We start from the raw sequence: 14,129 nt of genomic DNA, 5'->3' as shown, positions 1-14,129 counted from the left end.
GTGATTTTATGAAATTATCGCAATATACGATTGTTGAAGAAGTGGATAATGAAATACTTTTGTACAATTCGGTATACTCTGCTATCGTTTTACTAACTCAAAGCGAGTTCCATGATCTACAGACTTTTATTAATAACGATAACTTTGAGAAAACAGAATTATTCTCTTATTTAGAAAATCAAAATATCATTGTTTCCGATGAGATTGATGAAGAAGCAAGATTAGTGTCTGTGGCAAATGAAAAACGATATAATCCTAGTCAAGTAACTTTCACAATTGCCCCTACGATGAACTGTAATTTTTCCTGTTTTTATTGTTACGAGCAAGGGTTTAGACAACATACTATGACTACTGAAACTGCTAAGAAAACAGCTGAGTTTATTCTTAAAAATGTATTACCCCATCAGTCATTGAAAGTAATTTGGTATGGAGGAGAGCCTTTGATGGGATTGAACTCTATTAAAGTTATAAGTGAAATAATAATGAAAAACGAAAAAAAATATAAAAATTTCAACGCAGAAATTGTATCCAATGGTTATTTGCTAACAGAAAAAGTTGCACAACTTTTAAAAAGTTATCACGTTAATTATGCTCAAATTACTCTGGATGGGGATCAGATAAATCATGATTCTAGAAGATGTTTAACAAATGGGAAAGGGACATTTGCAAGAATATTACAGAATATAGTTAAAACTCTAAAATATATTCCAGTAACTGTAAGAGTAAATATAGATAGGGAGAATAATCATGAAGATGTTATTCGTTTGATGAACTCGCTGGATAATTTTAATTTACTTAAGAAAGTTGGCTTTTATCTTGCGCCGGTAGAGGATTTTGATACCTACAAAACACCCACATGTTATACATCCCAAGAGTTTTCGAAAGAAGAAATAATGGTTTATAAAAGTCTTTTGGAAAGAGGGATAAATATTGTTGCCATACCACGGACAACGATTGGGTTCTGCGAAGCTATCAATCGAGATGACTATGTAATCGACCCTAATGGATTTTTATATAAATGCTGGGTTCATATTGGTAAAACGATTGGACGAGTTGGAGATATCTATACAGGAATACAATTGAACAGTGTGCATAAAACATTTACAGAGTACAAATTTTTTTCGAAAGCGAAATGTTCAAGTTGTAAAGTTCAACCTTTGTGTTTAGGAGGCTGTCCGTTAATTCGAATGAATACAGGTGAGTCGAAGTGCGTTAGCTATAAGTACAATATTGAAGAGCATATAAAAATGGCTTCGGCAAGACTAATATAATCTGGTGGAATATTTTTGCTTCAGAAGATTGATAAGGTCTTCTTAAAAAAATAGCTTAGTTAAATAAGGTTACTATGTTACATTGTGAATAGAATCTATACTTACTTATGAAAATAGAAAGCGTAACTCAATTTTCTCATTCATATTGTAATAAATGATTTCTCATATTAAAATTTTTATAAGAAAACTAAATAGTGAGCAAAGCTCACCCCAAGCAGCCTCCGAAACTGTTTTCGGGGGCTGCTTGAGGTTTGGGGGGCTTAGCTAGCTAAGTAATGATCGATCACTAAAAAAATGATCAAAACAGAATAGGCAATTTTTTCTTTTCAATCAAAAAATTTTGATCATTTTATCAAGCAGAGGATGGCACAAGTAAGTGGAAAGTAGGTAGTGGCTATTTTTTTGTTCAGGATGGGGAAGTAGATTTGTCTAGGATACGCCGGAGGATAAACGTTTTGAGGATCATTTGTTTTTGACTTACCTATGTGCCATCACTGCGGAAACCCTGTGGATGAAGGCGTCATGTACGACACCAGATACTCGGATGAGAGCTAAGGACGTTTGATTGCCGTGCCTGACACGCTTTTTCTAACCGCAAAGTCGTAGGGGCTAAAGAGCTACAGCGCTGAGACAGATGACTGCCCCGTGCGATTTTGGGTGTTTTTTGAACCCTACAAGCTGCTATTGCTACGCGTCTATTCGTCGCAAGCTTGGAAGGTCTTCTCATAAAATGCCCGTCAGCTGTCAACAGGCTGCCTTTTGCATCAGGAAGCATCAGCGTTCCAACAAATCTTTTTGATCCAGTAGTCGCCCACTCATTTTGGGCAACTTCTATCCGAGAAAACATTGCGTTAGAAGTATGTCTGTCCGTCTTTTCCAGATAAAAGTCAGCTGAAAGAGGGCTGATACTTAACAAAACGGCAGTTAGGACGACCACAAGCGCTCTCAAAAAAACTCAGTCCTTTCTTTTCAATGGTCATTGTTCTTATCTGCACTTCATGATAGCACCGAAACGCGAATTATTTTTCGCGTTTTTTTGTTTTTAAAATAAAAAATTAGGTATTCGCTTTTTTGGGTTAAATGGTATACCTGAGATGGAATAAAAATAATAAAAGAAAGGACAGGATTTACAATGAAGAAAACATCATTAGTTGCAGGTTTCGTTTTAGGTGTAGGCGTTTTGTTTACTCTAGGTGCATGCTCAACAGTGGAAGAATCAGGGGAAGTGGTCTCTGGGTCTGGAACGGAAACGTTGATCAGCGATTCGTCAGATGAAGTAGTTGTGGGAAGTGAAAAATTGAGTGATGACGGGTATTTTGAAGAAATCGTAACTAAGGGAATCGATCCGAAAATCAAAGACGTCGTTTGGTATGAAACGAATTATGAAAATGCTGGTTGGGATCACATTCGCTTTTTAGTGAATCATGTAAAAATCGTGAATGTAGAAGAATTCAAAGACAAAGACAAAGAATACAAAACATTGCTCTCACTGAAATATCAATTGTTTAATGAAGATTCGAAAGACAAAAAAATCAAACCTGACAAAGCCTATTTGGTGTTGAATGATGGCAAAAAAGTAGAAGCGGAAGTGTTTGTGGACTACTTAGATGATGAGATTTTGACCCATGACAAACATAAAGATGGCTTTATTCATTTTAAAGTGGCGCAAGAACAAAGTTTGCCAGCGATCAAAGCGGTCGAAATCGAATTTAAAGCAGATGGAGATTTGACACATACGTACCATATTGATCTATCTTCCGCTGCTGAAAAATAGTATCTAACGATAGGAGGTAAAAAAAATGGATACTAGCAAGAAAAAACTATCATTGTTGAGTTTTTTTGCAATAACTGCTTCAATGGTGATGACGGTATATGAGTATCCAACCTTTGCGACATCGAAGATGAATTTAGTTTTTTATTTACTCGTCGGCGGTTTCCTCTGGTTTATCCCTGTAGCCCTTTGCTCTGCGGAGATGGCTACTGTAAAGGGATGGGAAAAAGGGGGACTCTATACCTGGGTCTCAAAAACATTAGGGAGAAAATGGGGCTTTGCTGCCATTTTCTTCCAATGGTTCCAAATCACGGTAGGCTTTATTACGATGATTTACTTTATTGTCGGGGCGCTTTCCTATGCCCTAAATTGGCCGGCTCTTAATACGAATGTTTGGCTGAAGCTGATTGCCACTTTAGTGATCTTTTGGCTGATCACGATCTCGCAATTTGGCGGAACAAAAAATACTGCGAAGATTGCCAAAGTAGGGTTCTTTGTGGGGATCGTCGCAACAGGGATCATTCTTTTTATCTTAGGAATTGTCTACATTGCTCAAGGGAATCCCGTCAAAGTTTCTTTTGGATCAGGCGCTTGGATTCCTGATTTCACGAAAATCAATACGCTGGTCGTTTTTGTTTCCTTTATTTTAGCCTATGCAGGGGTTGAATCTTCTGCCAGTCACGTAAAAGATATGGACAATCCTGGAAAGAATTACCCGAAAGCTATTTTGATTTTAGTTGTAGCAACGATTCTTTTGGATACGTTAGGTGGGGCAACGGTGGCTGCCACGATTCCCCAAAATCAATTGTCTCTTGATACTGGCGTGATTCAAGCCTATTCTTATTTGATCCATCATTTTGGCGGCGGAGAATGGCTGGTTCGTTTGATTGCCGTGGTCATCTGTTTAGGTGTCATTGCAGAAATTGCTGCTTGGGTGGTCGGCCCATCGACTGCGATGCTTGAAGCAGCTGAAAATGGCTTGCTGCCAAAACAAATGGCCAAAGTCAATCAACACAATGTCCCAATCAATATCGTTTTGGTACAAGGCATCATTGTTTCCATTTGGGCGGTTGTCTTGACATTAGGCGGTGGAGGCGCCAATCTATCCTTCTTCGTTGCGATGGCGTTGACGGTCTGCATCTATCTGGTGGCTTATGTCCTCTTGTTTCTTTCCTATATTAAATTAGTCAAAGAAAAAGACGACTTAACAAGAACGTATCATATTCCTGGTGGGAAAAATGTGAAAATTGGTGTTGCGATGGTTGGTTTGCTTGTTTCTATTTTTTCTTTCTTTATTTCCTTCTTTCCACCGAGCGATATCGGCACCGGAAAGGGCGGAACCTATTTAGCCATCTTGATCATCAGTTGGCTGATTATTGTCGTGATACCGTTTGTCATCTATAAATATGTAGGTGAAAAAGCAAGCGATAAAAATAAAAAGCACAACCTATGAGGAGGAGAGCTGCATGTTATTTAGTAAAAAAAATCGAAAAGAAGCCCAATATTTGGAGCCTATCTATGGGAATGAGGCAATGGATCAAGCGATCCCTATGTACAAATTACCAAAAGAGTCCTTGGTACCGCGGGATGCCTATGAATTAGTCAAAGATCAATTGATCGATGAAGGGGTCTCAAGACAAAATTTGGCGACGTTCTGTCAAACCTACATGGAACCAGAAGCAGTCAAAATTATGAGTGAAACCCTTGATAAAAACGCCATCGATAAAACCGAGTACCCACGGACGGCTGAAATTGAAAACCGCTGTGTCAACATGATCGCTGATTTATGGCATGCCCCAGAAGCGTCCGATTTTATCGGTACATCAACGGTAGGCTCAAGTGAAGCGTGTATGCTAGGTGGATTGGCCTTAAAATTTGCTTGGCGCAATCGGGCAAAAAAACTTGGCTTAGATATCAATAAACAAAAACCAAACTTAGTGATTTCTTCTGCCTATCAAGTCGTTTGGGAAAAATTCTGTGTCTACTGGGACATTGAAATGCGGACGATCCCTATCGATGAAGAACATGGCAGCATCAATGTCGAAAAGGTCACGGACTATTTAGATGAATATACGATCGGAGTCGTCGGTATTTTAGGGATCACTTACACTGGACGATACGATGATATCAAAGCACTAGATAAGAAATTAGAGGAATATAACAAACACACCGACTACAAAGTCTACATCCACGTGGATGCGGCTAGTGGTGGATTGTACACACCATTTATGGAACCAGAACTTGAATGGGATTTCCGTTTGAAAAACGTTCGTTCCATCAGTACGTCTGGACACAAATATGGGTTAGTCTATCCTGGTATCGGTTGGGTGCTTTGGAAAGAAAAAGATTTCTTACCAGAAGAGCTGGTCTTTAAAGTAAGTTATCTTGGCGGTGAAATGCCAACGATGGCCATCAACTTTTCAAGAAGTGCCAGCCAAATCATCGGACAATATTACACCTTTATCCGTAATGGGTTTGAAGGCTACCGCTTGATCCACAAAAAGACCAGTGATGTTGCCCAATATTTAGCAAAAGAGATTGAAAACATGGGTTACTTCGATATTTATAATGATGGTTCACGGTTGCCGATCGTCTGCTACAAATTAAAAGAAGATGCCGATATTTCTTGGAATCTGTATGATTTGACGGATGAATTTGCGATGAAAGGCTGGCAAGTCCCTACCTATCCATTACCTGATAATCTATCACATATCAATATCCAACGCTTTGTCTGTCGGGCAGATTTAAGTATGCAAATGGCAATGGATCTGGTGCAAGACATGAAAGAAGGAATCGAGCGCTTGAACAAGCGACCAAGCCGTCATGTTTCATCCGATCAAACCTATGGCTTTTCACATTAAGAACGGTATCGCTAGAAACCCTTTCAATGCTTTTTTCAATGAATAAAAAGTCCCTTTATGAAACGTTTTTTGCAAGACTGAATGAACATTGGTTTATAGAAAAATCAAAGGCGGTTGCATCGACTGCCTTTGATTTTTTTTTTGTAAGAACGGGTAAGCACTTGATAGTGTCGTTTTTTAAGAGAAAGTAAAAAAACAGTGCTTGATAATTTCATTTATTGACATTTCTGGCTTGTGATAGTATTAATTATTATGGTCTAAATATATTTTTTTAGAGAAGAACGTTTTACATAAACAAAAAGGAAATCTTGAACGTTGTCGTGAGGGAATTCTTAGGGAAATTCGTCTTGCATCGAGGGTTTTTGTTTGTCAGTCATGGTTTGCTGGGGAGTAAGTGAAGGAAAAGTATCTGTAGAAAGGGCCTGTTTTTACTGCGCTTGTTTGTTTCATGAGTAACGTACTGCTATCTTTTTCTGTAAATTGGTTGTAACTATTCTGAATGAATATAGATTTACACTGGAGGAAAAACAGTCATGTATAAAGAAGACTTACTGGATAAGGACTTGAAATTAGAGTATATCTTGCTCAAATTTTTGTATTTATCGACCGGTCATATCAAAAAAAGTGATGCGTGTCGGGAATTAGATATTACGATGCCGACCTTGACGAAATTATCAGAGAGCCTTCAACGGCAACTAAAAAATGAGAAGGTCTCTTTTATCATCAATCGTTATACGTTGGAACTGCAAGTAACCGATAGTGTCTCACTGGATGATTTGACCGACACGCTATTGAAAAAATCTGCTAAATATCAAATCATCCATTATTTGTTTCAACATGCAGGCTATGATGCCTTCGTATTAGCCGATGAATTAAACATAAGTGTGGGGACCCTCAATCGATTGATTGCTGAGTGCAATCAGTTGTTGCAGCATTTTGAATTAAAGATCAGAAACAAAAAACTAGTTGGAACGATGACACAACGCATTTATTTTTACTATAATTTTTTCAAAATGGGTGCAACAACGATCGATTCTGTTTTGATCGATGATCTGGTTGCGGAGTTAGCGAAAAAAATAACCTTATCGATTGCCCAACAAAAGCAGCTGAAGATCTGGTTGTATGTGATTATGAAAAAAGTCACGTCTCACACGACCTTGGGAAGTTTAAGTCCGGAAGAACAAACCCAAATTGAGCGTTGCCAAGAGATGCCCCTCTGTCACTTTATTCGACAGATCTATGCTTCTAAAAAATGTATCTGCTCAGTAGATGAAGCGAAGATCGTGCCATTCTTTATCTGTCTCTTCCTCATTACGGTGGGCGGGATTCCTTACGAGGAACTTCGCTTAGGACTGTACACTAATAAAAATCCCGTCTTTGAGATCACCGATGAAGTCATGGCAGCAATCCAGTCCATTTATCGTCTTGATGCCTCGCATACGACGATCGATATCAAAGCCAATGTCTTTTCCTTAATCGCACAAGTTTATTACTTTCATGGAGTGAATTATTCCATCGATCGAGTCACGCTAAATTATTACCACAAAATGTTTCACAATTCCTTGCGGGATCAAGTGATCTCAGACATTCTGGAACACATTATTGCACCGACCAACTTGTTTACGCCCACGAAACTCAACTATCTCAAGAAACGCCTAGTCTTTTTAATTTATATGTTATCGCCTAAAGAAGAATATCGGGTACGGATCGGGGTCTTAAATATGTGCTCTAGTCTTTTGGCGGATGCTTCGATTTACTTGTTAAAAAATGAACTAAAAGGCAAGCAAAATGTTGTTGTTTTACCCTATACTCCGGACGAGACGTTTGACTTGTTGATTTCCAATGCCAATCTCCCCCAATTAGGGAACAATTATGACCAATTTTATCAAGTGACCGCCATTGGTGCCGATTTAGACGTCAATCAGGTTTCTGCGATCGTCGATCAAATTGCTTATTCTAAGTATCATTCTTTTGTGGTGTGAGCCATCACTTGTTAGTTAAAAAGCAGCGAGTCAACGGATAGGTGATTCGCTGCTTTTTCAATTATCTGCGAAGTAGGGAAAGGAAAAGGCGCTTGAATTGCTCTTATCATTGATGACGGAATGAAAACAGGGATCAGTCAAGCAGCTTTCTGCTAGATAATGTGTCCAGTATCCTTGTATAACGTATCGCAACAGAGCAGAAGACATCAAGCGTGAAAATAACAGAAGGGATTCAAAATGCTGGTTTTGGAAGGATGTAAAAAAAAGACCCACATAATGATGTGAGTCTGCAATCGTTAGTTCTGATTTTCTAATTTTTCTAGAACCTTTTTGGGAATTGCATCTTTTTCAACGCTATTCGGGCCTTTTATTGTGCGCTTTTCACTGATCACCGCTTTTACATAAGAATTTGGGGTTAAGGGTTTTGCGTTATCTTCTGATAATGAAACCTCGAGTGTTTGTGTGCTACCATCTTCTTTTACAAAGTTTAACGTGTAATCGTAAGAATACCAAGGCGACTGGTCGCCGATGCCGCTTTTACTTTCATGTTCTACCTTAGGGAGAATCTCAGATGGGACATACGCGTAAGCTGTTTGTCCTGAGTAGGTGGATTGATAATATTCATAGCCTTTGTATCCGGCAAACCCTAAAAGTACGACTAAGACGAATCCGATTATTTTTTTCATATAAACCATCCTTATCCTCAAATATGGAGCTATTATAACAGAATGGTTCTATAGATGACCTTTCAACAGACGAACAGTTTTGCAAGGAGAAATGTTACTAGCCAGTCGTGGAAAAGTGGGGAACGCCGCTAATAAAGGGTTCTATCTATAAATCGTCAGGGGATTGTTGCTTAGAGTGACTAGAAATAAGTGCGGAATCAGGCGAAAAGACCTTAATAAAAAAACACAGCATGGAAAATGTTTCTTTTTTGTATGCTCACCAGCAGACTATTTGATAAGACGTGTCGTTGTTTTTTTCACTATAGAAAGATGAAAAACGGCGCATCAGTTTAATAAAAAACCAGCAAAGACGAGCTCTTATGGAGCGTCTTTGCTGGTTTTTTTCTACTGAAAATGTTTGAGCGCAGGCCATGACAGCTGCTTACGGCTCGATTTTACTATACAAATCGAGGGCTCTTTTCCTGGCTTCGTTATGGTCGACTATAGGCAACGGATAGTCGGTGCCTAAAACTACCTTTAGGTCGGCTTGTTCTTCGTCAGTCATCAGGTAAGGTTCGTGGATGAATTTTAGCGGCAACTGGGCGAGTTCGGGAACAAATTGTTTGATAAACGTCCCCTCTTTGTCGAATTTTTTCCCCTGAGTGATGGGGTTGAAAATTCGAAAGTAAGGAACCGCATCGGTGCCAGTCGAAGCTGCCCACTGCCAGCCGCCGATATTGCTGGCAGCGTCGTAGTCGATCAATTGTCGAGCAAAATAGGCTTCTCCTTGCCGCCAGTCGATCAATAAATCTTTGGTTAGAAAGGAAGCGACGATCATCCGTAGACGGTTATGCATCCAACCGGTTTGATTCAGCTGCCGCATCGCGGCATCAATGATCGGATAGCCGGTTTGTCCTGCTTGCCATTTGTTAAACGCCTCTTCATCCTTTTGCCAATCCATGTTTCGATATTTCTCAATGAGTTCATAGTTTTTTTGCTCCGGATGAGTGAAGTAGATCATATGATAAAAATCTCGCCAAGCCAGTTCTTTTAAAAAGGTCGCTTTGCCAGTGCTGGATGGCATTCCTTGGCAAGCGGCCCAAACCTTCCGAATAGAGAGTTGTCCAAAAGACAAGAAAGGAGACAGGCGGCTGGTTCCTTTGATCGAAGGGAGATCACGGTCTTTTTCGTAGGCGGCCAAACGCTTTTGCACAAAGGCCTGCAATTGTTTATGCGCATAGTCTTCCCCAACGATCGTTGAAAAATCGGTCTTTCTATTGTTTAGCACCTCAGCAAGCAGCGCTGTCCCTGCTTTGAAGTGAGGGGCATCATTAAAATGAGCGGCTTTTTCAAAATCAAGGGCCTGCTTTTGATACACCGGTTTGGGCAGTTGGATCCATTTCTTATAATAGGGCGTAAATTTTTTGTAATACGTCCCGTCCTCTTTGGTGACTTCCGTTGGTTGGTGTAGATGATGTTCTTCAAAGGAATGGACAGTGACGCCTTTTTTCTCGACCAATTCTTTTATGTAGAGGTCGCGTTTACGACCATATCCACGGTTATCAAAGTTGAAGTAAAGCTGGCTCCATTCTGGATAGCAAGCGAACAACTGATCAAAGGCTTCTGTCAACGTTCCCGTCAAGAGGTGGATCGTCAGATTTTGCTTTTTGGCAGCCTCGATAAAGTGAGCAACCGCGCTAAAAAAGTAATCATGGCTTGGTGCATCGGGGAGAAACTGCTTTTCATTGAGATGAAACACACACAACAATTGGTCGTTTGCTTGAAGAGACAAAAGCGCCTCAGTAAGCGCCGTATTGTCCTCTAAGCGCAGATCCTTTCTAAACCACATCACATGAATTGCCATAACAACCTCCTTGATAGTATAACCGTGCTAAAAAAACGATCGGATTTCGTTCATAGTAAAGGAAAGATGGGATTTATTCAAATTTGGCGATTGCGTAAGGAAAATTGCTGTTGCAACAAGTCGAGGGATGCTTACAGGGTTTGTTTTAATTGGTGCACCGATTTGAATAGGCGCTTGTCATTTACCGTTTCGTTTCTGCAAATCGTCTCTTCTTAATAAATAATAGGTAAAAAATGAGTAGTAGGGGATGAAATGAGTTACATTTGCGTAACGAGAACGTATATAATCATAGTATATAGTGAGGCTTTTTACTTTAGCGTTTATTAATAAGCGCATATTTGGATGGAGTGAAGGATGATCAAAAACAAATTACAGCAATACAAAATTTTAACGCTTTTACTGATACTTGTGACGGTTGGATTAATTCTCTTTTTAAATCAGATGATTTATGCTTGGCAGGCCATTGAAATTTTGGCGATTCTTCTTTGTGGCTACTTAGTGGTTTTTGATCAAAGGGATGGAACTTCGAAGATTGCTTGGATCTTAGCTTTATTGTTTTTACCGATTGTAGGAGTCATGTTGTATTATTTAATTGGTCGTGAACCTCGATTAAGGAAGTTGCCCAAACAGCAGATACAAAATGAACGGGAAGTGCAGCGAACGGTTTCGGCTATTTTGCAAGAACATTCAGAGGTCATTCATGGGAAACATGATCTCTCCACTGAGATTTTTCATCTTTCGGGCAAGTATCCCACAACTAATAATCATCTGACTGTATTAAACGAAGGCGCTGAGGCATTCGCTTCTTTGCTGGAAGATATCAAGAAAGCCAAGCATCATGTGCATGTGTTTTTTTATATCGTTAAAGGGGATGAAACAGGGGAGGAGCTGACAAATGTTCTGGTCGAAAAGGCCAAACAAGGGGTGGAAGTTCGGTTTATGTATGATAGCGTGGGGTCGATCGCCTTTCCTAATCAATTGTTATTATTGATGCGAAAGAATGGAGTAGAGGTGCGCACGTATGATTTGTTGAACTCGCCTTGGCTAAGTAATAAAGCGAACTGGCGCAATCACCGTAAAATGGTCGTTATTGATGGGGAGATTGCACATACAGGAGGCATGAATATTGGAAATGAATATAGTGGGCGAGGCAGTAAGTTTTCTTATTGGCGAGACACAAACATCCGGATAGAAGGACCTGCTGTTCTAGAAGTTCAAGAGTGTTTTATTTATGATTGGCTCTTTCTTGATGAGACGGAAGAAACGGTCACTCATTTTTTGACACAGACAGCTACGTATTTTCCGTTGAAGACCGACGTTCAAAGCGGTTCGGAAATCGTTCAGGTAATCTACGGCGGACCCTATGATAGCGAGCGAATCATTAAGGATTCCTTTAATGATCTCATTGGAAAGGCAACGGATTCGATTAAGATCGCCATGCCTTACTTTATTCCTGATGAAGAAAGTTTAGGTGCGCTTAGAAGAGCAGCACGGTGTGGGATCAACGTGCAATTGATTGTGCCGGGAAAAGGGGATCGAGGAATTTCTTTTCATGGCACGAATTCGTTTATTGATGATTTATTATCTGCCGGCGTCGAAGTCTACACCTATGATGAGACTGCTTTTATTCACTGTAAATATATGATCGTCGATGAGTTTGCTGCAACGATCGGGTCAACAAATTTTGATATTCGTAGTTTTTACCTTAACCATGAGTTATCTATGTTCATCTATGGACCGTCTAACATAATCACAGAGTTAAATCAGCAATTTATGGAAGACTTAGCTCGTGCAAAATTAGTAGAAAAAGAAGAATGGCAAGCCAGAAGCCTTTTGACGAAAACAAAAGAAAAAATCAGTGGCTTGTTTGTTCCGATTCTTTGAAGGAAGATAGTGAACAAAAGAATGAATTATTTCTGATCCATCAGTCTCATATATGATTGCCCTATGATTCCTAGCGGATAGCATCTTCTCAGCTAGGGATTATTTTTTGTTTGTGCTAATCTATTGGCTGCATGGATGGAGAGTCTAGCGAATTGCTAGGATTTGTAGTGATTAAGCGATGGGGGTGAGTGAGACGGTGCGTTCACCTGAATCTGTCCACGATCATTCGATTTTTGTGTGTAATGCCCCGTTTTTATGTGAGGAGGGAATGCTAGGAGCTGCTCGTGTCTTCAGAAGATCGTTTTTGAAGAAGCGGGGAACAATGAGACCTCTTTTTCATGTTCCACGCTATTTCATGACGAATCGTGAAACAAACGTTTCAGTTTCAAGGCTGCCTATTGAAATAAGCAATAATTTACGAGATATTGAAATCGGTTACAAGAGTTTTATCCGGAGAAACTTGATGTGATTAAAAGCCAATTTTTTTCAGGGAGGAAAACTATGAGTGAATCAAAATCTATCATCAATGATCGAATAATGCCTGTAATGGGGAAAATTAGTCAGATAAAAGCGATTCGAGCGATTCAATATGGGGCGATGTCTACCATGCCATTGACATTGGGGGTCAGTCTGATAGCTATTTTAGTCAATCTGCCCGTTGAGCCTTGGTTGGCTTGGTTAGCGCAAACTGGGATCGATGAACATATGCGTGCCACTATCAAGGTGACAATGGAAATTACTGCGTTGTATATGACGTTTATGATTGGTTATCATAATGCCAATGAAAGAAATTCAAGTCCTGTGACCGGTGGGATATTATCTTTGGCCTCGTTTTTCGTTTTGATGCCGCAAGTGATTCCCTATGATGGGGGCGAAGTAGCCGGACTAAATTTTGACTATATCGGCAGTAATGGTATTTTCGGCGGGATGATCGTAGCGCTATTGGTGTCTAGTCTATATTGTGTATTGGACAAAAAAGGCTTGGTCGTTAAACTGCCAAACTCGGTGCCGCCAATGGTTGCCCAGTCGCTTTCGCCGACCTTTATTGCCATTATTATATTTGTACTTGTTTGCTTAGCTCGCATCGGCTTTAGTCTAACTGCGTGGGGCGATTATTTTGATTTTATCAATGGCGTGGTCGGAGCACCGATTATGAACTTGGGGGCAACACCGATTTCGGCGATTATTTTTATGATCACTATTTCGATCTTCTGGTTTTTTGGGATCCATCCCAATACGATCCTCAGTATTTACTTGCCGGTTTTAATGGCTACAGGGGTTGCCAATTTAACGGCGTTTATGGAGGGAGAACCGATGCCGCATTTGGCATTTTCAGCGGTGATGGCTTTTTATGCACTTGGAGGTGCGGGCAATACCTTAGGAATCTCGTTGCTGATTCCCTTTATTTCGAAATCACAGCGCTATAAAACTCTTGGGAAACTCAGCTTGGCACCAGCGATCTTTAACATCAATGAGCCATTAGTGTTTGGTTTGCCACTGATGTTGAATCCGATCTTCTTTATTCCGATGGTCAGTACTTCTTTGGTGAATGGGATTATAGGGATCATCGGCTACAATCTTGGGGTGTATGACACACTGAATCCTTCGATCTCACTGCCTTGGATCATGCCAGCCTTCATTGGACCGATCTTGACCATCGGGATCAAAGGTGTGATTGCGGTAGTCATTGCGATTTGTATCAATGGGTTGATCTACTTGCCGTTTTTCTTAAAAGCCGACAAGCTGGCATTGGCGGAAGAGCAAGCGCTTGAAGATGAGGTTATGGCAGAGAAAGTCACAGAGGCGGTCTAAAGAAAGACAGGAGGATCAG

9 protein-coding genes are annotated in these 14,129 nt (G+C 40.1%); 7 read left to right on the top strand and 2 right to left on the bottom strand.

Annotated features, from left to right (window positions below; genetic code table 11):
• The first annotated feature begins 8 nt into the window (after positions 1-8).
• The 5 genes from IGJ01_RS16230 (at position 9) to IGJ01_RS16210 (ending at position 7,885) form a co-directional block, all read left to right on the top strand.
• Positions 9-1,271, top strand: a complete 1,263-nt coding sequence (locus tag IGJ01_RS16230; protein ID WP_005233213.1) for a radical SAM/SPASM domain-containing protein — start codon at positions 9-11, stop codon at positions 1,269-1,271.
• A gap of 1,132 nt (positions 1,272-2,403) precedes the next feature.
• On the top strand, positions 2,404-3,045 hold the full coding sequence (locus tag IGJ01_RS16225; RefSeq protein WP_005230557.1) for a hypothetical protein: 642 nt from the start codon (positions 2,404-2,406) through the stop codon (positions 3,043-3,045).
• A gap of 25 nt (positions 3,046-3,070) precedes the next feature.
• On the top strand, positions 3,071-4,495 hold the full coding sequence (locus IGJ01_RS16220) for an amino acid permease (protein WP_430601250.1): 1,425 nt from the start codon (positions 3,071-3,073) through the stop codon (positions 4,493-4,495).
• 13 nt (positions 4,496-4,508) lie between these two features.
• A complete protein-coding gene (locus IGJ01_RS16215) occupies positions 4,509-5,903 on the top strand; it encodes a glutamate decarboxylase (RefSeq protein ID WP_005233215.1) in 1,395 nt (464 codons plus the stop codon).
• 533 nt (positions 5,904-6,436) lie between these two features.
• Complete coding sequence (locus tag IGJ01_RS16210) at positions 6,437-7,885, top strand: helix-turn-helix domain-containing protein (protein ID WP_194199876.1); 1,449 nt, start codon at positions 6,437-6,439, stop codon at positions 7,883-7,885.
• 296 nt (positions 7,886-8,181) lie between these two features.
• Here IGJ01_RS16210 and IGJ01_RS16205 read toward each other — a convergent pair whose 3' ends face one another.
• Together IGJ01_RS16205 and IGJ01_RS16200 are read right to left on the bottom strand one after the other, a co-directional pair.
• Positions 8,182-8,571, bottom strand: coding sequence for a YxeA family protein (locus IGJ01_RS16205; RefSeq protein WP_035006924.1), 390 nt, complete (start codon positions 8,569-8,571; stop codon positions 8,182-8,184).
• Between the two features lie 421 nt (positions 8,572-8,992).
• Positions 8,993-10,414 carry a cryptochrome/photolyase family protein gene (locus IGJ01_RS16200; protein ID WP_400451075.1) on the bottom strand — a complete coding sequence of 474 codons (1,422 nt, stop codon included), beginning with the start codon at positions 10,412-10,414 and terminating at the stop codon, positions 8,993-8,995.
• 354 nt (positions 10,415-10,768) lie between these two features.
• Here IGJ01_RS16200 and cls point away from each other — a divergent pair, with 354 nt between their 5' ends.
• Together cls and IGJ01_RS16190 are read left to right on the top strand one after the other, a co-directional pair.
• Positions 10,769-12,298, top strand: a complete 1,530-nt coding sequence (gene cls, locus IGJ01_RS16195) for a cardiolipin synthase (protein ID WP_301389521.1) — start codon at positions 10,769-10,771, stop codon at positions 12,296-12,298.
• 501 nt (positions 12,299-12,799) lie between these two features.
• Positions 12,800-14,110, top strand: a complete 1,311-nt coding sequence (locus IGJ01_RS16190) for a PTS sugar transporter subunit IIC (protein ID WP_086316659.1) — start codon at positions 12,800-12,802, stop codon at positions 14,108-14,110.
• Positions 14,111-14,129 lie beyond the last annotated feature (19 nt).

Origin of the sequence: Enterococcus sp. AZ089 (assembly GCF_050547225.1) — a bacterium.
GTDB classification, from domain to species: Bacteria; Bacillota; Bacilli; order Lactobacillales; family Enterococcaceae; genus Enterococcus_D; species Enterococcus_D entomosocium.
The sequence above is the reverse complement of the archived record's forward strand: the minus strand, read 5'-3'. Positions and strand labels throughout refer to the sequence as shown.

What these genes read in the sequence shown, in the direction of transcription:
- IGJ01_RS16220 (WP_430601250.1), top strand. Translation starts at nt 3,071, where the DNA reads ATGGATACTAGCAAGAAAAAACTATCATTGTTGAGTTTTTTTGCAATA.
- IGJ01_RS16205 (WP_035006924.1), bottom strand. Translation starts at nt 8,571, where the DNA reads ATGAAAAAAATAATCGGATTCGTCTTAGTCGTACTTTTAGGGTTTGCC.
- IGJ01_RS16230 (WP_005233213.1), top strand. Translation starts at nt 9, where the DNA reads ATGAAATTATCGCAATATACGATTGTTGAAGAAGTGGATAATGAAATA.
- IGJ01_RS16215 (WP_005233215.1), top strand. Translation starts at nt 4,509, where the DNA reads ATGTTATTTAGTAAAAAAAATCGAAAAGAAGCCCAATATTTGGAGCCT.
- IGJ01_RS16225 (WP_005230557.1), top strand. Translation starts at nt 2,404, where the DNA reads ATGAAGAAAACATCATTAGTTGCAGGTTTCGTTTTAGGTGTAGGCGTT.
- IGJ01_RS16190 (WP_086316659.1), top strand. Translation starts at nt 12,800, where the DNA reads ATGAGTGAATCAAAATCTATCATCAATGATCGAATAATGCCTGTAATG.
- IGJ01_RS16200 (WP_400451075.1), bottom strand. Translation starts at nt 10,414, where the DNA reads ATGGCAATTCATGTGATGTGGTTTAGAAAGGATCTGCGCTTAGAGGAC.
- cls (WP_301389521.1), top strand. Translation starts at nt 10,769, where the DNA reads ATGATCAAAAACAAATTACAGCAATACAAAATTTTAACGCTTTTACTG.
- IGJ01_RS16210 (WP_194199876.1), top strand. Translation starts at nt 6,437, where the DNA reads ATGTATAAAGAAGACTTACTGGATAAGGACTTGAAATTAGAGTATATC.